Below are 19979 nucleotides of genomic sequence, written 5' to 3'. Positions count from 1 at the left end.
TTATCGGCGCATTTGGTGAAGGGGTGGGACGAAGTCTCCAACGGTCTGTACTGGTATGAGTCAGAAGCTAGGCTTTTAGTCCCACCCACCCCTTCAAGTCTAAACATACAAGCGAGGCTTGCCCGCGAATCGATTTTCAGGCTGATACAGGTATTGCCTGAATTGACGCCTTCGCGGGCAAGCCTCGCTCCAACAGACTGACTAAGCCCCTTAACCGGGGCTTTTCTATGCCCAGGTATTCGCAATGATGATTGTAGGAATTTTGTTACAGTCTTTTAGGCAATCGCCTTCAAAAGGCGCCGCTTAACCGCTAGTCTCGGGACTATCTGCTTAGCCGCTAATAGCGCTTCAACAACAAGAGCCGGCCATGACTGATCTGTCCCGTATGCAAGGATTCGCAGACAGCGCGGTACCCGCGCTGGAAGGGCGATTTTTTCGACCTCCGTTACCAGACGGATACATATCGCGTGCTCGCTTGTGCGAGCGGCTGGCGGCTGGGTTGTCCGGGCGTCTGCTGCTGGTCAGTGCGCCGGCCGGATTCGGCAAGAGTTCCCTGGCGGTGGAGTTCTGCGAGAGTCTTCCGCCTCAATGGCAAAGCGTCTGGGTCGGGCTGAGTCAGCGTGACAGCGATCCGGGGCGTTTTCTCGAACGTTTGCTGGCCGGGTTGCAGCAGTTTTTCCCCCAGCTGGGCGCCCAGGCGCTTGGTTTGCTGAAGATGCGTCAGCGCCATCAACCGTTTGCCTTTGAAGAATGGCTGGACGGCCTGCTCGACGAGCTGGCCGTGCATCTATTACTGAGCAAGCCGCTGTTGCTGGTCCTCGATGATTACCATCTGGCGCAAGGGCCGGTGCTGGATCGCTGCCTGCAATTTTTCCTCAATCATTTGCCCGCCGGCCTGATCATCATGGTCACCAGCCGGCAACGACCGGACTGGCACCTGGCGCGCTTGCGCCTCTCCCGACAATTACTGGAACTCACTGAGCAGGACTTGCGCCTGACCCATTGCGAGTCGCGGGCGCTGCTCGATCAGCACAGCAGTTCGCTGGACAGCGAAGCGTTGCAAAGCCTGATCCTGCGCAGTGAGGGCTGGGTTGCCGGGCTGCGCTTCTGGCTGCTGGCCGCGTCTGAAGCCGGTGGTGACAACGCGTTGCCGCAGGCGCTGCACGGTGGCGAAGGGTTGATCCGTGACTACTTGCTTGAAGAAGTCATTGATTGCCTGCCCGCTGAAGTTCAAGCGTTTTTGTACGAGACCGCGTGCCTGGAGCGTTTCTGCAGTGAGCTATGCAATGCCGCGCGGGACAGCCACGACAGCGCGGAAATGCTGCGTTATCTGCAATCGCATCAGGTGTTTCTCGTGCCGCTGGATGAGCATGGCCGCTGGTTTCGCTATCACCATTTGTTTTCCGATTTGCTGCGTGCCCGGCCCGATGCCGAGCTGCGGCAAACCCGGCTGCACCTGAATGCATGCCGCTGGTTCAGCGATCAGGGGTTGCTGGACGAAGCAGTCGAGCAGGCCTTGCGCGCGGGCCATCTGGACGTCGCCGCCAATCTGGTGCAGAACCTGTCCGAAGAGCAGCTGCTGGCCGAACAGAACGTCGGCATGCTGTTGCGCTGGAAAATGGACCTGCCCGATAGTTTGTTGATCAGCACGCCGCGTTTGATTGTCCTGTACGCCTGGGCGTTGGGTCTGGCGTGTCAGCTGGATGCCGCTGAAGAGTTGGCCAGTAACCTGAGTCGTTTTCTGCCCGCGCCGTCGGCCACGGCGCAAAACTCCATGCTTGCTCAATGGCTAGCGCTCAGCGGCATCATTGCCAGAGGGCGAGGCGACAGCACCCGGGCCCAGCTGTATTGCTCCGAGGCTTTGCTCAGCCTGCCGCAAAAACGTTACGGCCAGCGATTGTTGTGCCTGTCGACGCTATCCGGCCTGGCCATTGTCGATGGCGATCTGTGGCGGGCCCGGGCGCTGAACCGCGATGCGCTGGAGTTGGCCCAGCGCGTTGCCAATCCTCTATTCGAAGCCCTAGCCCATTATGATCGGGCGCGGGTGCTGCAAGCGCGTGGTGAAATCAACCGCTCACTCGACGAAGTCCATCAGGGCATGCAACGTCTCAAGGGACTGTCGTCGCAGCGTTTATATGCGATCCGTGCGCGATTGACGTTGTATGAAGGCTACCTGTTGACCCTGCGCATGCAGGCCGAAGACGGCCGGGCGCAATTGCTTGCCGGTCTGGCCGAAGCCCGGGCCTGTCGCGACATCAGCGTGTTGATCGGCCATTGTGTGATTGCCGGGCTGGAAGGGCGCGAAGGCCGCTTCGCCGAAGCGTTTGCCGAACTGGGTGAAGCCGAGCGGCTGATGCATATCTGGGACGTGCCGCCCGTGTATTACCTGGCGATGATCACGTTGGTCAAATGTGAGCTGTGGCTGGCGCAAGGGCGCGTCGATCTGGCCGAAGCCTGGCTCTTGCGACTGACCCAGACCTACAGCGGCGACGCGCCCGCCGCAGCGCCGGAGTGTCATCCGCAATTGCCGCAGCAAGTCGAGATGCAACGCGCCGCGCTGGAGCGGATTCAGGGCAATGTCGCGGCGTGCACCGAGCGCTTGCAGACGCTGGAAAGCTACGCGCAGAAGGTCGATGGCCAGTTGTTGACACTGACGACCTTGATTCAGCAGATCCTTTTGCTGCTGGGCACTGCGCAAGAAGGCCGCGCGCGGCTGTTGTTCAGTCGCTGCCTGCTCGCCGCTTCCGGGGGCGCTTTGCTGCCATTCCACGAATTGATCCAGCGCCATCCGTGTTGGCTGCGCGAGCAGTTGCTGCAAGCCGAACCTTGCCAGCTACGCGATACGCTAATGAGCAAACTGCCCATTGAGGTCCGCGCGCGCGAACCCGTCGAGCCGGCGCATACAACCGACACCCTCAGCGTGCGGGAACTCAGCGTTCTCCAACTCATCGCCCAGGGCTGTTCGAACCAGGAAATCAGCGATCAGTTGTTCATTTCGTTGCATACGGTCAAGACCCACGCCAGCCACATCAATAGCAAGCTCGGCGTCGAGCGTCGCACTCAGGCAGTGGCGCGGGCGAAGGAGTTGGGGCTGTTGGGGTGATAAATACACTGTGGGAGCGAGCTTGCTCGCGAAGACATTTGCCCGTTCAACATCTTTGCTAGCTTCCCGGACGCCTTCGCAAGCAAGCTTGCTCCCACAAAGTTGGCTCCATTATTGCGTCAACGCCCCGGATTTTATCCCTGACCACAGTTCTTCCACATCGGTAATTCCCCAGTCTTCCGGGCACTCTACTTTCAGAATTGTGTCGTGGTCCTGCTGATTGGCGAGGTTGATCACGCGCTGTTCGATGGGGCGTTTGGTGTGGGCGGACATGAACACTTTGACCTTGGGCAACAACAGTGATTTTTCATTCTGTTCAACGACGATGCCCAAGCGACCGCTTGCCAGTCTGACCAGCGCCCCGACCGGGTAAATGCCCAGGGTCTTGACGAAGACCTGAAACACTTTTTCGTCGAAATGACCTTTCCACGAGGCCATCTCCCGAATCGACTGCGCCGCGCCCCAGCCCTTTTTGTAGGGCCGTTCCGAGGTCACCGCGTCATAGACGTCGCAGATTGCCCCCATCTTGGCATACACGCTGATTTCGTCGCCGGTCAGTCCATGCGGATAACCACTGCCGTCGATTTTTTCGTGATGGTGAACGCAGACGTCCAGCACCATGGCGTTGACCTGCTGATTCTCTTCGAGGATTTTCAAGCCGGCTTCCGGGTGGTGCTTCATGACCGCGAATTCTGCGGGAGTGAGCCGGTCGGGTTTGTTGAGGATTTCCGGAGCGATCATCATCTTGCCCACGTCGTGCATCAGGCCCGCGACGCCCGCGTGACGAACCTGATCATCGGTCAGCCCCATGCGCCGCGCAAGGGCGACCATCAACGCGCAGACCGCCACCGAATGCATATAGGTGTATTCGTCTGAGGTTTTCAGGCGCGACAAACTGATCAGCGCATGGGGATGGCGCAGTATTGAATTGGAGATCTCTTCGACCAGCAAATCGACATCCGCGACATTCATCGCTCTGCCCATCTTGGCCTCGGTAAACATCGTCATGACCGCAGCCTTGGCGCGGCCGCAAATCAACATGGCTCGCGCCAGTTCCTTTTCCAGGCTGGCAGGTGCGGTGTCATCAGGCGGTGCTGCCGGTTGATGCGGGCACTGGCCCGCGGCAGGTTTGCCCAGGTTGGTGTCGATCCAGACTTCCCTGACAGTGGATTGTTGAATCCTGTGCAGCTCTTCAATGTCATTGAGCGGCACTTCGATGTGATTTACCCACGGTACCTCGCTGCCCGGCGTGCGACAGAATTCATGGATATGCATGCCCAGTTCAAGATCGGTAACAAGGATTTTTTTCAGCATGGCTGCCGCCTTGAAGATACTGATTGCGTTGCGCCAGTATATGAAAAAAGTTTTAAAAATAACCAGCGCGACTGATAACTTTCACTATCTTGATGGTTTATAAAATGTTCAATATTTTCAATGTGTTATCGGTAAGTTATTTTTAGTGCCAGAAGTGCTTCGCAAATATATTTATTTATGTACTGAAGAATCTAAAATTCTACCTCTTATCAAACAGTTGTTTGTTTGCCCGCGCTCCCTATCGATGTTCATTATTGTTCGTTAACGCACGTTACTTGCGGCGACAGGATTTTTCCTCGGGCGAGCTGCTGCACATTCTCTTCAGCGTGCTGCGAACCAGTTGTCTGCGCATTGATTTACGTCTAGTTTGCTGCATCCAACAAGCACAAAAAAAGGAACCTACCATGCAGCCGATTCGTCTCGGTTTAGTCGGCTACGGCAAGATAGCCCAGGATCAGCACGTACCGGCGATACTCGCCAATCCAGCGTTCCGGCTTCTGGCGGTCGCCAGCCTCGGGCAGCCCTGTCCAGGCGCGGAGAATTTCAGCTCACTCGGCGAAATGCTGACCAAAGGCCCGGAAGTGGACGCCATTGTCTTCTGCACGCCGCCCCAAGGTCGCTTTGCTCTGGTGAGTGAGGCGATTACTGCCGGTAAACACGTGTTGGTGGAGAAGCCGCCATGCGCGACGCTCGGCGAAGCCATGGCCTTGATTGATCAGGCTGGGGAGCAAGGGATCAGCGGCTTGTTTGCCTGGCATTCCCGGTTCGCCCCTGGGGTTGAGATTGCACGGGACTGGCTGGCGAGCAGAACCCTGGAGTCGGTGCAGATCGACTGGAAGGAAGACGTGCGCAAATGGCATCCAGGTCAGGCGTGGATTTGGCAGCCGGGCGGCCTTGGGGTTTTCGATCCGGGCATCAACGCGCTGTCCATCGCCACCCACTTGCTGCCCTTGGCGCTGTTCGTGCAGTCCGCCGAGCTTCGCGTGCCGAACAATTGCCAGTCGCCCATTGCTGCGTCCCTGCGGCTGTCGGATTCCAGTCATCTGGATGTTCGCGCCGAGTTCGATTTCGATCACGGCCATGATGAGTTATGGAGCATCGAAGTGCGCTGCAAGGAAGGGACGCTGCGCCTGGATAACGGCGGCGCCAACCTGAGCATTGATGGCGTTGCCCGGCAGGTCAGTGAAGAGGGAGAATACCCAGCGGTCTATCGGCACTTCGAAACGCTGATTCGCAACAAAGCCAGCGACCTGGACCTGCAACCGTTGCGTCTCGTGGCGGACAGCTTCTTCGTCGGCAGCCGCGAACCGGTGGAGCCGTTTTACGACTGATCACCTTGCTTCATCGAATCGCATTTCAACCTTTGGCCACTGTTTTCCAGGAACCCCCATGATCCCCGCAAAACCCGCGCTCATCCGCGAAACCTTTCCCGTCGGCCCTTTGCAGTGCAACTGCACGATCATTGGTGACCCGATCAGCAAGCAGGCCATCGTGGTCGATCCGGGTGGCGATCATGAAATGATCATTGCTCGCCTTGAGGCGTTGGGTTTGAAGCTGGTCAGCATCATTCATACCCATGCGCATCTGGATCACTTCCTGGCGTCCGGGCAGTTGAAGGAAAAGACCGGCGCGACGCTGCATCTGCATAAAGAAGATCAGTTTCTGTGGGACAACCTGGAAATGCAGTGCCAGATGTTTCGCGTGCCATATACGCCGGTGCCGTCGCCGGATCGTTGGCTGGAGGATGAAGAAGAGCTGGCCTGCGGTTGTGGGGTTGCCTTGCACACACCGGGGCATACGCCGGGTTCGATGAGTTTCTGGTTTGCCGATGCCCAGTTGCTGATTGCCGGCGATACCTTGTTTCGTCGCGGGATTGGTCGCACGGACTTGTGGGGCGGGGATCAGGCAACCATCGTGCGCTCCATCCAGCAGCGGCTCTACACCCTGGATGAAGACGCGACGGTTATCACTGGCCATGGTCCGCAGACCCGTCTGGGTGACGAGATGCGGGAAAACCCCTTTGTCCGCGCGTAAGGCCATTCAGGCATCGTTAAGGAATTTTTGACGAGTGCCGTGCTCTAATCCCGGCATTAGGCGCCAGCCTTGACGTTCATAGAATCAGGAGCTTTCCCATGTTTACCTCGCGTCGTTTGATCATTGTCGCTACTGCCGTGGCCATGCTGTCTGGCTGTGCATCACAGAATCCTTATGACAACCAGGGCCAGGCAGAAAGCTCTGGCGGCCTCAGCAAAACAGCGAAATACGGCGGTATCGGCGCCTTGGTGGGCGCTGTTGCCGGTGCGGCAATCGATCATAACAACCGTGGCAAAGGTGCCTTGATCGGCGCTGCCGTCGCGGGCGTCGGTGCAGCCGGTTACGGTTATTACGCCGACAAGCAGGAAGCTGCGTTGCGCGCGAGCATGGCTAACACCGGCGTCGAGGTTCAGCGTCAGGGCGATCAGATCAAGTTGATCATGCCGGGCAATATCACCTTCGCCACGGATTCGGCCGCCATCGCCAGCAGCTTCTATTCGCCACTGAACAATCTGGCCGGCTCGTTGAAGCAGTACAACCAGAACATCATCGAAATCATCGGCTACACCGACAGCACCGGCAGCCGACAGCACAATATGGACCTTTCGCTGCAACGCGCACAAAGTGTCAGCACGTACCTGACGTCACAGGGCGTGGACGCCAGCCACTTGACCGTACGCGGCGCCGGCCCCGATCAACCGATTGCCAGCAACGCCGACGTCAACGGCCGCGCCCAGAACCGTCGCGTAGAGGTCAATCTCAAGCCGATTCCTGGTCAGCAATATGATCAGCCTCAGCAGTAAGCCAGGGCAGGGAGCTCCTTCCAATCGGGTGGTATCAACAGCAGCGGCGCCGCTGTCTAGATCGATTTCGCCCTGACGGTCGACCCCCTTTGTTTCGGCAAAGGGGGGAAACCATTCTGCGCTGACGTCCGGCCCCTGCTTCGCAGGGGTTCCTTCGCTCCGGTGCCGTGGTGCGGGTACGCGCCGATGGGCCATCCCTGGCCTAACGGCGCTCGACCGGCATCAATGCCGGTCGCCCCACACCACGGCACCTACGCTCAGCCTCCTGACGCGCGTTCGGAGGTGTCTGCGAAATCGCGGCACGGAAAATCTAAAGCTGAAGACTCGCTCCAACGAGGCGCGGTTTCGTGAAGGCTCACCGCTTCAGCGGATACTCGCTGTACATCCGATCCAGCAACGCGTCCTTGTCTTCCCACAGCGTGTTGATCCACTGCTGGAATTCCAGGCGGTACTCGCCATCCTGGTCGTAATTCTTGCGGATGAAGTGCGCCGGGATTTTGATCTCTTCGAAATGCGCGACGACTTCTTTGACATTGCCGCACAACAGATCCCAGTAGCCCGGACGCCCGCCCGGATAGTGGATGGTCACGTTGACGATGGACTCCAGCTGTTCGCCCATAGCATCGAGCACGAAGGCGATGCCGCCGGCCTTGGGTTTGAGCAGATGACGAAACGGTGAGTTCTGGGCGGCGTGTTTGCCTTCGGTAAATCGTGTGCCTTCGGCGAAGTTGAAAATACCTACCGGATTGTTACGGAATCTCGCGCACGTGCGCCGGGTGGTTGCCAGATCCTTGCCTTTCTTTTCCGGATGCTTCGCCAGATAGGCTTTGGAATAGCGCTTCATGAATGGAAAGCCCAACGCCCACCAGGCCAGGCCAATCACCGGTACCCAGATCAGCTCCTGCTTGAGGAAAAACTTCAACGGGCGGATGCGTCGGTTCAGCACATGTTGCAGAACCATGATGTCGACCCAGCTCTGATGGTTGCTGGTTACCAGATAGGAATGTTGATAATCCAGACCTTCGAGGCCGCTCAGGTGCCAGCGGGTATGCCCCAGCAACGTCATCCAGCGGCTGTTGTTGCTGATCCAGGCTTCGTGGATGTGGCTCATCAGCCAGTCCGTTACACGCTGGGCGGCAGGGAAGGGCAGGCAGAACTTGAAGAGCGCGACTACAAACAGCAGCGTGCATAAAACGATAGTGTTCAGCGCCAAAAGCAGCGAGGCGATGACGCCACGCAAGGGTGCAGGCAAAAAATCCATGACGGATCAGGCTCCAGAAAGGTATTCGAATGCCGCCGGGTTGCGCCGACGGCATGTGCAGTGTGGTGAATGTGTGTGTCAGGAAAGGGTGTCAGCCTGAATCGCGGTCAGGGCGATGGTGTAGACGATGTCATCGACCTGCGCGCCCCGTGGCAAATCATTCACCGGCTTGCGCAGACCTTGCAGCATCGGCCCAAGGCTGACGCAATCGGCGCTGCGTTGCACGGCCTTGTAGGTCGTATTGCCAGTATTGAGGTCGGGGAACACGAACACGTTCGCCCGGCCCGCCACCGAGCTGTCTGGCGCCAATTGCCGGGCAACATTTTCGTTGGCGGCGGCATCGTATTGCAGCGGGCCGTCGATCAGCAGATCGCGTTTCGCTTCATGGGCCAGTTGCGTAGCTTCGCGCACTTTCTCCACTTCTTCGCCGCTGGCCGAATTGCCGCTTGAGTAGCTGATCATCGCCACCCGAGGCGTGATGCCGAATGCCAGGGCGGAATCAGCGCTCTGCAGGGCGATTTCGGCCAGTTCGCCTGCGGTTGGGTGCGGGTTCATGATGCAGTCGCCGTACATCAGGACTTGCTCGGGAAAGAGCATGAAGAACACCGAAGACACCAGCGTGCAGCCCGGCGCAGTCTTGATCAGCTGCAAGGCCGGGCGAATGGTGTTGGCGGTGGAATGAATGACGCCGGAAACCAGCCCGTCGACTTCATCCAGCGCCAGCATCATGGTGCCGATCACCACGGTGTCTTCCAGCTGTTGCTCGGCCATCGGCGCATTCAGGCTTTTGCTTTTGCGCAGATCGACCATGGGCGCGATGTAGCGCTCGCGAATCACATCCGGGTCGAGAATTTCCAGCCCTGGCGGCAGTTCGATGCCTTGCGCCTTGGCCACGGCGTGGACTTCTTCGGGTTTGGCGAGCAGCACGCAACGGGCGATGCCACGCGCCTGGCAGATCGCCGCAGCCTGGATGGTCAGCGGCTCGCTGCCTTCGGGCAGGACAATGCGTTTGTTGGCCGCTTGCGCCCGCTGGATCAACTGATAGCGAAACACCGCCGGCGACAGGCGCAGCTCGCGCGGCGTGCCGCAACGCTGGTGCAGCCAGTTGGCGTCGAGGTGGCTGGCGACAAAATCGGTGATGATCTCGGCACGCTCCCGGTCATCGATGGGGATTTCCTTGTTGAGCTGGTTGAGCAGCGTGGCGGTTTCGTACGACCCGGTGCTGACTGACAGCACCGGCAACCCGGCCTGCAACGCGCCTCGGCACAGTTCCAGAATGCGTGGGTCGGGCACGGTGTCGCTGGTCAGCAACAGGCCGGCCAGTGGCACGCCGTTCATGGCTGCAAGGCTGACGGCGAGAATGATGTCGTCGCGATCACCCGGCGTTACCACCAGCACGCCCGGCTTGAGCAGCTGCACGGTGTTGAGCACGGTGCGCGCGCAAATGATGATTTTCGACATGCGCCGCTGTTCATAGTCGCCGGCGTTGATCACCTGCGCGCCCAGCAGCTCGGCCACATCGCGAGTGCGCGGCGCGTTGAGTTCAGCTTGATACGGGATGCAGCCCAGCAGGCGGAAATCCCCGCTGCGCAGCAACGGCGAATGTTCCTTCAGGCGGGCAGCGAACGCCTCCATGGTTTCATCGGTGTGGACTTTGTTGAGAATCACGCCGAGTACTTTGGGGTCCTTGGGACCGCCAAACAGTTGCGCCTGCAATTCGACCCGGCCCGACAGCTCCTTGAGCACTTCGTTTTCCGGTGTGGACACCAGAATCACTTCGGCATCCAGGCTTTTCGCCAGGTGCAGGTTGACCCGCGCCGCATAGCTGGCGTGCCGGGTTGGCACCATGCCTTCGACGATCAGCACGTCCTTGCCGACAGCAGCCTGTTGATACAGGGCGATGATTTCTTCCAGCAGTTCATCGAGCTGGCCATCGCCCAGCATACGTTCCACGTGGGCCAGGGCCAGCGGTCGTGGCGGCTTCAAACCGTGGGTGCGCGCTACCAGTTCGGTGGAGCGTTCCGGCCCCAGGTCGCCGGGGTGCGGTTGCGCAATCGGTTTGAAAAAGCCGACTTTCAGCCCGGCACGCTCAAGGGTGCGCACCAGTCCAAGGCTGATGGATGTCAAACCCACACCAAAGTCTGTGGGGGCAATAAAGAAAGTCTGCATTCAGGGTTCTCGCTTGAGCAGTACAAGGGCCGTGGCGAAGATCAGCCAGCCGACCGGAAAAGCAGGGCGCTGTCGAATCGCAGCGTCTCAACGGGGCGTAAGATTATCGTTATCCGGGCTCTGCGCACACCAGCCACAGTGAAAGCTTTGGCCTATTTTTTGTGCGCGCTGGGCCGGATCCAGAACCCAGGCGCGGGACTGCCAGGGCGGCTGGTGCCGCAGGTGTTGCGTGTGGCCGCAGGACAGCATGGCGATCCAGTGGCCTTGCTCGTCCTGCCGAAAGCCGATCACCGTCGGGTTTTCCAATATGGGCCGTCCGTCAGAGTTGCGTTCGCTTTCGGGCGATTGCTTGGTTAAACTTGCTCGTTCTTCAATCTTAAGCAAAGGTCTTGCCCTCATGCCGATCGCCGCCAATAAGGCTGTCTCCATCGACTATACCCTGACCAACGACGCTGGTGAGGTCATCGACAGCTCCGCCGGTGGCGCGCCGCTGGTCTACCTGCAAGGTGCAGGTAATATCATTCCGGGCCTGGAAAAGGCTCTGGATGGCAAAAACGTCGGTGACGAACTGAAAGTATCCATCGAACCGGAAGACGCCTACGGCGAATACTCCGCAGAGTTGGTCAGCACTCTGAGCCGCAGCATGTTTGAAGGTGTTGACGAACTTGAAGTCGGCATGCAGTTCCATGCTTCCGGTCCTGACGGCAGCATGCAGATCGTGACCATTCGCGACCTGGATGGCGACGATGTCACCGTTGACGGCAACCACCCGTTGGCCGGCCAGCGTCTGAACTTCGAAGTCAAGATCGTAGATATCCGTGACGCCAGTCAGGAAGAAGTCGCTCACGGTCACGTGCATGGCGAAGGCGGCCATCACCACTGATTTGTGCTGCTAAGCTCACAAAGCTGGCAAGGCGCTTTGACAGGTTCAGCGAGAACATCATGTTCTGTGCCGCCTGGTGAGGCGCCTTTTTTAGTCCGCTGTCATAAGGAAGTTGTCATGAGTGCTTTTCACGACTTGAAACTGAAAGCTCTGGATGGCCAGGAACTGCCGCTCTCGCCGTTCAAGGGGCGAGTGGTTCTGGTCGTCAATGTGGCTTCCAAATGCGGTTTGACGCCTCAATATGCGGCGCTCGAAAACCTCTATCAGCAGTACAAGGATAAAGGCTTCAGTGTGCTGGGTTTGCCCTGCAACCAGTTTGCAGGCCAGGAACCGGGTACCCAGCAGGAAATTCAGGAGTTCTGCAGCCTCAACTATGGCGTGACGTTCCCCTTGGCTGACAAGCTTGAAGTCAATGGCCAGCATCGTCACTCGCTGTATCGCCTGTTGGCAGGTGAAGGCGCTGAGTTTCCGGGCGACATCACCTGGAACTTCGAAAAATTCCTGGTGGGCAAGGATGGCCGCGTGCTTGCACGTTTCTCGCCTCGCACCGCACCGGATGATCCAGCAGTCATCACTGCGATTGAAAAGGCCCTGGCCTGAGCCAAGCGCTTCGCCGGGTGGCAGCTGCGTTTACCCGGCCGGTTGTTCCTGTCTCAGGGTCTGTCCTGACCCTTCTGTTGCAAAATCACTCAGATCAATAGTAATGGGCTGCCGCTCTTGCGGGGCTTTATGCTAAGCGCCGCTCTATGTAAGCGCCTGCGTTTCCACAGATAGTCCGAATCACGCGACGTCTGGAGACCATTCATTCGTCTGAGGACATTTGCATGCCCGTGAAAGCCCTGTTCAAACCCTTCCAGTTAGGCAGCTTGAGTTTGTCGTCGCGGGTCGTCATGGCGCCGATGACGCGCTCCTTTTCCCCAGGCCACGTGCCTAACTCCAAAGTCATCGAGTACTACCGACGTCGTGCTGCGGCAGGTGTTGGCCTGATCATTACCGAAGGCACGACTATCAACCACAAGGCTTCCAACGGTTACCCGAACGTGCCGCAGTTTTTCGGTGAAGCGCCCTTGGCCGGCTGGAAGAAAGTGGTCGAAGCGGTGCATGCCGAAGGCGGCAAGATCGTTCCACAACTCTGGCATGTGGGTGCTGTTCGCCGCTTAGGCACTGAACCGGATGGCAGCGTTCCGGCGTACGGCCCCATGGAAAAACTCAAGGATGGCAATGTCGTGGTCCACGGCATGAGCAAACAGGACATCGACGAAGTCATCGGCGCATTTGCCCAGGCCGCCAAAGATGCGCAGACCATTGGCATGGACGGCGTGGAAATCCACGGCGCCCACGGTTATCTGGTGGATCAGTTTTTTTGGGAAGGGACCAACCAGCGCACTGATGAATACGGTGGCAGCCTGGCCAACCGCTCGCGCTTCGCCGTCGAACTGATCGAAGCCGTGCGCGCGGCGGTAGGAAATGACTACCCGATCATCTTCCGTTTTTCCCAGTGGAAGCAGCAGGATTACAGCGCGCGCCTGGTACAGACGCCCGAAGCCTTGGCGGAATTCCTCAAGCCGCTTTCCGACGCGGGCGTGGATATTTTCCACTGTTCGACGCGCCGGTTCTGGGAGCCTGAGTTTGAAGGCTCTGACCTCAATCTCGCTGGCTGGACCCGCAAACTCACCGGCAAGCCAACGATCACGGTGGGCAGTGTCGGGCTTGATGGCGAGTTCCTGCAATTCATGGTCAACACCGACAAGATCGCGCAGCCGGCAAGTCTGGAAAATCTCTTGCAGCGACTGGGTGACGACGAGTTTGATCTGGTGGCAGTGGGCCGCGCCTTGTTGGTGGATCCTGACTGGGCAGTGAAGGTGCGTGACGGTCGCGAGCAGGACATTCTGCCGTTCAGTCGCGAGGCGCTGACCACGCTGGTCTGAGCGGGTTGCTGACGTTCACCATGCGGCCGGATGTGCGCGGGTAACGTCAGCGCTGAACGTGCGGGACTGCCTGTAACTCGGGCGCAGCGCAGGCGTTGCGAAGTTGGCGCTCGAACAGATCGATGATCGCCCCCCAGCCTTGGCGACTGGCATGTTGCCGGGCGTTCAGGCGCACACGGCGCAGGGTCTCACTGTCGTCGAGCAGCCAGCAGGCGGCATCAATAAACGCTTCCTCATCCGCCGGCATTGCCAGCGCGCCATTATGGCCGTGGCGAATGTGCTGGCCGGCTGCGGCTTCGTCGTACGCCACGACACCGAGGCCTGACGCCAGCGCCTCCAGCACTACATTGCCAAACGTCTCGGTCAGGCTGGGAAAGAGAAACACATCCGCCGACGCATAATGTGTCGCCAGTTCTTCACCGCGCTGCGTGCCGCAAAAAATTGCCTCGGGTAGTTGCTCTTCGAGCATTCGGCGCTCAGGCCCGTCGCCTACCACAATCAACTTCAAATGCCGTCGCGGGTATCGGGTTTTCAGCGCTTCAAAAGTCGACTTGAGCAGACCCAGGTTTTTTTCCGGCGCAAGCCTGCCCACGTGCAGAACCGCTGTGTCTCCGGCTTGCAGACCCCAGCGCTCGCGCAGGGCCTCGGAACGCCGCGAAGGATGGAACAACTGGCTGTCGACGCCTCTGGACAATAATTCGATACGCTCGAAGCCGCGCCGCTCAAGCTCCAGTTTCTGACTGATGCTGGGCACCAGCGTCACCCGGGAGCGGTTGTGAAACCAGCGCAGATAATGGGTGAGCAGGCGAGCGATGCAGCCCAGGCCGTATTGATGAGTGTATTGCGCGAAGTTGGTATGAAAGCCACTGACCACGGCAATCCCCAATCGCCGCGCTGCCCTTAGCGCTGACAAGCCCAACGGGCCCTCGGTGGCGATGTACAGCACGTCCGGACGCTGCCGCTGCCAGCGCCGCAGCAACTTGTGCATCGACGAATGCCCCCATTGCAGCCCCGGATAGCCCGGAATCGGCCAGCCGCGTGTCAGCACCACATCTTCCGCCGCCGGCCCCTCATCCTGACTCTGCCGAGGCCGCACCAACTCAATTCGATGGCCCAACACCCGCAACCCATCACACAACCGCGCCAGGGTATTGGCAACGCCGTTGATTTCGGGAGCGAAGGTTTCGGTGATGAAGGTGATACGCATGGATGTGCTCATGGAGCCAGTGTCGGCCGGGATGATTTCGGTTATGTGGCGGTGGGATGATGGATTTGTGACGGTGGGATCCATGCCTTTATTCCGATGCGAGAGTAAGACGTTTCCGTAAGTGGTTTTATATAACTTTGTAGTGTTGATGCGGAATGTTTTCTGGATAACGTCAGATTTCGAATTTAACCATTCGATATTAAAGTTTGACCTCCAATGAGGTCGTTCTCACAGAAATGACTAAGCTGGAAACTTAAAAAATGAAATTTTATAACAATAATTTGAGCCGAATAGCTTTGGCTGTGGGAGCGTTAACCGCGCTGTTAACGACCGCGCAAGGCGCTATAGCCGGTCAGTACTTTTCTGAGGTTGAGTTCCCTTATATTTATTCGTCAGGGGAAACGCATCGGGTCAATCTTCCCTTTAGCCTTGATGCTCCAGATGGTGTGAAGGTTAAGAGCGTGAGCTGGAGCTGGACGCCGTCTCGTCAAGGATACAATGTTAAGTTGTGTCAAATGGCGACTAATATCTGTAAGGATGTTTCCTTGCAGAATTCCGGCTCCAGTAGCGGGTTCGGTCGTGGTGATGCTGCATTGCCATTTTACTTTTTAGTGACAAGCAGGGGGCGTCCATTTAATCCAGAGTGGGGTTTAAAAGGAAGCTTGACAGTAAACTGGTAATACCTCGGCGAGGTTAAGAGCGGTGCGAGTGGATTCACCCGCACCGCCTATGCACTCGCGGCCTAGGGTTACAGCCATCCCGACATTTTTCGGAATTCATCGGGCAAGGTGTTGTTGTACTCAAATATTTTCTTGAGGATTTCCGAGGGAGGTGTGCCCTTGGCGAATTCGTTTTCGTATAGTTTTACCCGTCCTTCATGGTAAAGATCAGCAATTTGTTTGAAGTAGGCCTGTTTTTCTGGGGTGAAAATTTCTCCGGTTGCCGCGATCCTTATGATTGGCCAATCGCCGACGTATAACATCGGAGTATCAATGTATTCGCATCCGTACAGAAAAGCAGATTCATTGGCCCACTCGGGATCTTGTGCTCCTCCCTCGACCAGCCATTCATACAAGTCTGTCACTTTCGTATTGCGCATTGGTGATGTTTGAGGTGCTTCAGTCGTCATGCTCTTTAGTGTGTCTGCAAAGCTTCTATCAATATCGCTGATTTTTGTTGAATTAACAGCGGTTCCTGATACAGATTTACCTATACAGCTATCAAGAGTGAGGGTTGCTGAATTTATAGTGTTTTGCATTGCCATATCACTTTATTGTTGTGGGTGATGACAATAAGCAAAGCGGGTGCCAGAATTGGACGTGCGATTGTTACTAAATATGAAGATCAGCACATGTCGGTTTATATATACGCGGATATCCGTATGGTCTGGTAGGAAACGTGACGTTTGTCAAATCTCTCATCAGCGAAGATGCGGCAAACTTTTGCCAGCAGCGGAGAATTTTCGCCCCACACATTAAGAAGGCCCTGAATGTTCAGAGCCTCTTATCCATTCAGCGTATCTGGGGAAGCAACGCCTCAGCCCCACGCTCACGCACCCAGAACAGTGTCGCTCCGGCAACAGCGGCGGGCATCATCAGCAGGTTGACTACCGGGATCAGCAGCACCAGATAGACAATCCCGCCGAAGCTCAGGCTTTGCCAGCGTTTGGAACGCAGCCAGGCGAGCATTTCGTTCCAGCCCAGTTTGTGGTTATCCGCCGGGTAGTCGATGTACTGGATCGCCATCATCCAGATGCCGAACAGCAGCCACAGCGGCGCGGCGATCAGGTTGACGACCGGAATGAACGACAGGATGAACAGCCCGATGGCGCGTGGCAGGAAGTAGCCCAGCTTGCGCATTTCACGGCCAAACGTGCGCGGCACCATGGCGACCAGTTCGCCCCAGCTGAAGGCCGGGAAGTCGTCGGTTCCGCGCAGCACGACTTCGACTTTTTCCGCCAGGAAACCATTGAACGGCGCGGCGATGATGTTAGCGATCATGGTGAAGGTGAAGAACACCATCAGCACCACTAACGTGACGAACAGCGGCCACAGGATGTAGTCGAGAAAACTCAGCCAGCTGGGTAACTCCGGCATGAACGCATCAACCCACATGCCGAACTGATGCATGGCCAGGTAAATCAGGCCGATGAACAACAGCAGATTGATGCCCAATGGAAGCAGGACGAACAGGCGCAGGCCGGGGCTGAGGATCAGTTTCAGGCCTTCGCGCAGGTATTGCGGGCCCGAGAGAGCAGGAGCAGGCATTGGCAGCCTCCGATCAGTGGTAAACCCGCCGACCTTACCGGCTTTGGCGCGGGGGTGAAAGCGGCGGGTTCATGAGTCGCTCCGGGACTGAACGCATTCTTATCGTGGGAGCGGACTTGTCCGCGAAGGCGTCGGCGCAGGCAATGAGGCCTTACCAGCCAGATCGAGGTTGGCCAGGCTGGCTGCTTCGAGGACAAGTCCTCTCGCACCTATCGAACTGTGCTGGTATAGACCCCGGCTATGAGGTGGATTGTGAAACGATATTTCCTTAATCTTGGCACCCTCGATAAGCTGCACGCCAACTTATCCACCCTTTCTTATTAAATCTGAACCCTACAGGAGACTTCATGAGCGTACTGGTTAACAAACAGGCACCGGACTTCGACGCAGCGGCCGTGTTGGGCGACGGTTCCATCGTCGACAGCTTCAAGCTTTCTTCGCTGCGCGGTAAATACGTCGTACTGTTTTTCTGGCCGCTGGATTTCACCTTTGTTTGCCCATCGGAAATTATCGCCCACAACAACCGCATCGCTAAATTCCGCGATCTGGGTGTTGAAGTGGTTGGCGTTTCCATTGATTCGCAGTTTACTCATTACGCCTGGCGCAGCACTCCGGTCGAGAAGGGCGGCATTGGTGAAGTTCAGTTCGCCATGGTTGCCGACGTTAAACACGAAATCACTCGCGCCTATGGCATTGAGCACGAAGATGGTGTCGCGTTGCGTGCATCGTTCCTGATCGACCGCGAAGGCGTGGTTCAGCATCAGGTTGTCAACAACCTGCCGCTGGGTCGTGATGTAGATGACATGGTTCGTCTGGTGGAAGCGCTACAGTTCACTGAAGAGCACGGCGAAGTTTGCCCTGCCGGCTGGCGTCCAGGTCAGAAAGGCATGAAAGCCGACGCTCAAGGCGTTGCTGATTACCTGGCGCAGAACGCGACCAGCCTGTAATCCGTCGCTGCGACTGCGGTCGCAGCCACAGACTTTCCAGGACTGCCGTGTTGTGAGCCTTCCCCAAGTGCTTTCGGTGGTCCTTTTTTATTCCAGCCGTTCCGACCACGGCATCGATGGTCGGTCGATAGGAGTGTGTCATGTCTGATGTACGTCATTCCCGAGTAATCATTCTCGGCTCCGGCCCTGCCGGTTACAGCGCTGCGGTGTATGCCGCGCGCGCCAACCTCAAGCCTTTGCTGATTACCGGCATGCAGTCTGGTGGTCAATTGACCACCACCACTGAAGTTGACAACTGGCCCGGCGACCCGCACGGCCTGACCGGTCCGGCGCTGATGGATCGTATGCGTGAGCATGCCGAGCGTTTTGAAACCGAGATCGTATTTGACCATATCAATGCGGTCGATCTGGCCGGCAAGCCGTTCAGCCTCAAGGGTGATAACGGCACTTACACCTGCGACGCCTTGATCATTGCCACCGGCGCCAGCGCTCGTTATCTGGGCCTGCCGTCCGAAGAAGCGTTCATGGGTAAAGGCGTTTCGGCCTGCGCAACCTGTGACGGTTTCTTCTATCGCAACCGCGAAGTGGCGGTGGTCGGCGGCGGTAACACCGCTGTTGAAGAAGCGCTTTATCTGGCAAATATCGCCAGCAAGGTGACTCTGGTACACCGTCGCGAAACGTTCCGCGCCGAGAAGATCCTGATCGACAAGCTGCACGCGCGGGTTGCCGAAGGCAAGATCGAGCTCAAGCTCAATGCCACGCTGGACGAAGTCCTGGGTGACAACATGGGCGTGACCGGTGCTCGCTTGAAGAACAACGATGGCAGCAGCGCTGAGCTGAAAGTCGATGGCGTGTTCATTGCAATCGGCCATACGCCGAACACTTCGCTGTTCGAAGGTCAGTTGGCGTTGAAAGACGGCTATATGGTTGTGCAGGGCGGCCGTGAAGGCAATGCGACTGCTACTAGCGTGGAAGGTGTCTTCGCTGCGGGCGACGTGGCTGACCACGTTTACCGTCAGGCAATTACCTCGGCCGGTGCCGGTTGCATGGCAGCGCTGGACGTTGAACGGTATCTCGACGGCCTGGCCAACGCCTCGTTCTGATAGCGTTGTGTGGCAATAAAAAACCGGCTCAGGCCGGTTTTTTATGGTGATTTGTTGGAAATTCTATGTCCGGGGCCAGCCGCCAGGCGGCGCGGATGTAGTGTCTGAACCGGCGCCTTCCCGGATAAATCCGGTCCCACCAGATCACGCTGATTTGTGGGACCGGATTTATCCGGGAAGATGGCATTCCAGTGGACGCAAATGCATCGGCTGTACTGTCCTATCGCGAATGTTGCGTAGATCCGTTGGAGATTCCATGTTCGCGAGCAAGCTCGCTCCCACAAGGGCACGCATACATCAGCCCTTACGCTTGAGCGGCTCCTGCGCAAACTTCACCCCGGCCAGACCATGGGCGATCAAAGCGCGGATATTGCCGTGATCGCTGCCTTCTGGTGTGGCTTGTACCGAGCGGTAATGTTCGCCAAACGCCAGCAACGCCTCTTCATCGCTCAAACCTTCCAGCAGCGCGAGGCCCAGGGTTTTGCACGAACCTTCGTTCTGCCCGGCCGCGTTGTCTACCGGGCCGTTGCTGAACGCTTGCGGCTGGTAGTCGTAGCCTGTCGCGATGAAGGCCAATGTGTCGGCGAACAGATGTTCGCCGCTCGCCAGGCTGGCGCGCAGGGTATTCAGGTCAGTCATGCTTGTGGTCCTTGGCGAACGCCGTTTGCTGTTCGGCGCTGGCTTCTTGCTGGTATTGAGCTTTCCACTCGCTGTACGGCATGCCGTAAACCACTTCGCGGGCTTCGTCGAGGCTGACGTCGATGTGCTTTTCGTCTGCTGCGGCCTTGTACCATTTGGACAGGCAGTTGCGGCAGAAGCCGGAAAGGTTCATCAGGTCGATGTTCTGTACGTCCTTGCGGCTGTCCAGATGCGCGACCAGTCGGCGAAAGGCGGCGGCTTCGAGTTCGAGGCGTTCTTGCGGGGTCATGATGGGCTCTTCGCAGGCAATTAAGGGCGCAA

General features: G+C 57.8%; 19 protein-coding genes. 10 read left to right on the top strand and 9 right to left on the bottom strand.

The annotated features are described in order from the left end of the window. Positions 1–367: 367 nt before the first annotated feature. A complete protein-coding gene (locus ACP7E4_RS05975) occupies positions 368–3103 on the top strand; it encodes a LuxR C-terminal-related transcriptional regulator (protein ID WP_426112541.1) in 2736 nt (911 codons plus the stop codon). A gap of 111 nt (positions 3104–3214) precedes the next feature. Here the strand turns inward: ACP7E4_RS05975 and ACP7E4_RS05970 are convergent, their stop codons facing one another. Continuing rightward, positions 3215–4417, bottom strand: coding sequence for an HD-GYP domain-containing protein (locus ACP7E4_RS05970; RefSeq protein ID WP_426112539.1), 1203 nt, complete (start codon positions 4415–4417; stop codon positions 3215–3217). A 404-nt stretch (positions 4418–4821) separates the two neighbouring features. Here ACP7E4_RS05970 and ACP7E4_RS05965 point away from each other — a divergent pair, with 404 nt between their 5' ends. The 3 genes from ACP7E4_RS05965 to ACP7E4_RS05955 all read left to right on the top strand — a co-directional run bounded on the left by ACP7E4_RS05965 (position 4822) and on the right by ACP7E4_RS05955 (position 7254). Continuing rightward, positions 4822–5748: a Gfo/Idh/MocA family protein gene (locus ACP7E4_RS05965; protein ID WP_426112537.1), complete on the top strand. Its 927-nt coding sequence runs from the start codon at positions 4822–4824 to the stop codon at positions 5746–5748. 61 nt (positions 5749–5809) lie between these two features. Then, on the top strand, positions 5810–6451 hold the full coding sequence (locus ACP7E4_RS05960; protein ID WP_426112567.1) for an MBL fold metallo-hydrolase: 642 nt from the start codon (positions 5810–5812) through the stop codon (positions 6449–6451). 98 nt (positions 6452–6549) lie between these two features. Further along, a complete protein-coding gene (locus tag ACP7E4_RS05955) occupies positions 6550–7254 on the top strand; it encodes an OmpA family protein (RefSeq protein ID WP_426112535.1) in 705 nt (234 codons plus the stop codon). Positions 7255–7609: 355 nt separating this feature from the next. On the opposite strand, the gene ACP7E4_RS05950 is transcribed toward ACP7E4_RS05955, so the two are convergent. From ACP7E4_RS05950 to ACP7E4_RS05940, 3 genes are all read right to left on the bottom strand, one after another. Continuing rightward, positions 7610–8515, bottom strand: a complete 906-nt coding sequence (locus ACP7E4_RS05950) for an acyltransferase (RefSeq protein WP_426112533.1) — start codon at positions 8513–8515, stop codon at positions 7610–7612. A 78-nt stretch (positions 8516–8593) separates the two neighbouring features. Beyond that, the gene (gene pta, locus ACP7E4_RS05945; protein WP_426112531.1) at positions 8594–10684 is read right to left on the bottom strand and encodes a phosphate acetyltransferase; all 2091 of its coding nucleotides are present in this window, start codon (positions 10682–10684) and stop codon (positions 8594–8596) included. An 87-nt stretch (positions 10685–10771) separates the two neighbouring features. Next, complete coding sequence (locus ACP7E4_RS05940; protein ID WP_426112529.1) at positions 10772–11068, bottom strand: DUF3565 domain-containing protein; 297 nt, start codon at positions 11066–11068, stop codon at positions 10772–10774. A gap of 13 nt (positions 11069–11081) precedes the next feature. Between ACP7E4_RS05940 and ACP7E4_RS05935 the strand changes: the two genes are divergently transcribed. The 3 genes from ACP7E4_RS05935 (at position 11082) to ACP7E4_RS05925 (ending at position 13495) form a co-directional block, all read left to right on the top strand. Then, entirely contained in the window at positions 11082–11567 is a 486-nt protein-coding gene (locus tag ACP7E4_RS05935; RefSeq protein ID WP_341522734.1) for a peptidylprolyl isomerase, read from the top strand. Between the two features lie 117 nt (positions 11568–11684). Then, complete coding sequence (locus ACP7E4_RS05930) at positions 11685–12167, top strand: glutathione peroxidase (RefSeq protein ID WP_331151967.1); 483 nt, start codon at positions 11685–11687, stop codon at positions 12165–12167. Positions 12168–12385: 218 nt separating this feature from the next. Then, on the top strand, positions 12386–13495 hold the full coding sequence (locus tag ACP7E4_RS05925; RefSeq protein WP_426112565.1) for an NADH:flavin oxidoreductase: 1110 nt from the start codon (positions 12386–12388) through the stop codon (positions 13493–13495). Positions 13496–13541: 46 nt separating this feature from the next. On the opposite strand, the gene ACP7E4_RS05920 is transcribed toward ACP7E4_RS05925, so the two are convergent. Next, positions 13542–14702, bottom strand: a complete 1161-nt coding sequence (locus ACP7E4_RS05920) for a glycosyltransferase family 4 protein (protein ID WP_426112527.1) — start codon at positions 14700–14702, stop codon at positions 13542–13544. Positions 14703–14962: 260 nt separating this feature from the next. Here ACP7E4_RS05920 and ACP7E4_RS05915 point away from each other — a divergent pair, with 260 nt between their 5' ends. Then, complete coding sequence (locus ACP7E4_RS05915) at positions 14963–15382, top strand: hypothetical protein (protein WP_426112525.1); 420 nt, start codon at positions 14963–14965, stop codon at positions 15380–15382. A gap of 68 nt (positions 15383–15450) precedes the next feature. Here the strand turns inward: ACP7E4_RS05915 and ACP7E4_RS05910 are convergent, their stop codons facing one another. Together ACP7E4_RS05910 and cysZ are read right to left on the bottom strand one after the other, a co-directional pair. After that, positions 15451–15960, bottom strand: coding sequence for a hypothetical protein (locus ACP7E4_RS05910; RefSeq protein ID WP_426112523.1), 510 nt, complete (start codon positions 15958–15960; stop codon positions 15451–15453). A 253-nt stretch (positions 15961–16213) separates the two neighbouring features. Continuing rightward, positions 16214–16969 carry a sulfate transporter CysZ gene (gene cysZ, locus ACP7E4_RS05905; protein WP_426112521.1) on the bottom strand — a complete coding sequence of 252 codons (756 nt, stop codon included), beginning with the start codon at positions 16967–16969 and terminating at the stop codon, positions 16214–16216. A gap of 347 nt (positions 16970–17316) precedes the next feature. Here cysZ and ACP7E4_RS05900 point away from each other — a divergent pair, with 347 nt between their 5' ends. Continuing rightward, positions 17317–17916 (top strand): peroxiredoxin, encoded by a 600-nt coding sequence (locus ACP7E4_RS05900; protein ID WP_426112519.1) that lies wholly within the window; start codon positions 17317–17319, stop codon positions 17914–17916. 140 nt (positions 17917–18056) lie between these two features. Further along, positions 18057–19019, top strand: coding sequence for a thioredoxin-disulfide reductase (gene trxB, locus ACP7E4_RS05895; RefSeq protein WP_426112517.1), 963 nt, complete (start codon positions 18057–18059; stop codon positions 19017–19019). 297 nt (positions 19020–19316) lie between these two features. Here trxB and ACP7E4_RS05890 read toward each other — a convergent pair whose 3' ends face one another. Next, positions 19317–19658, bottom strand: a complete 342-nt coding sequence (locus ACP7E4_RS05890; RefSeq protein WP_426112515.1) for a HopJ type III effector protein — start codon at positions 19656–19658, stop codon at positions 19317–19319. After that, entirely contained in the window at positions 19651–19947 is a 297-nt protein-coding gene (locus tag ACP7E4_RS05885; protein ID WP_426112513.1) for a DUF1244 domain-containing protein, read from the bottom strand. The genes ACP7E4_RS05890 and ACP7E4_RS05885 overlap by 8 nt, the downstream gene beginning before the upstream one ends. Positions 19948–19979: the final 32 nt, after the last annotated feature.

The sequence above is a fragment of the Pseudomonas sp. DSP3-2-3 genome (assembly GCF_049898225.1).
In the GTDB taxonomy this organism is placed as follows: domain Bacteria; phylum Pseudomonadota; class Gammaproteobacteria; order Pseudomonadales; family Pseudomonadaceae; genus Aquipseudomonas.
Note: the sequence above shows the minus strand (reverse complement) of the source record. Positions and strands in the feature narration are given on the sequence as shown.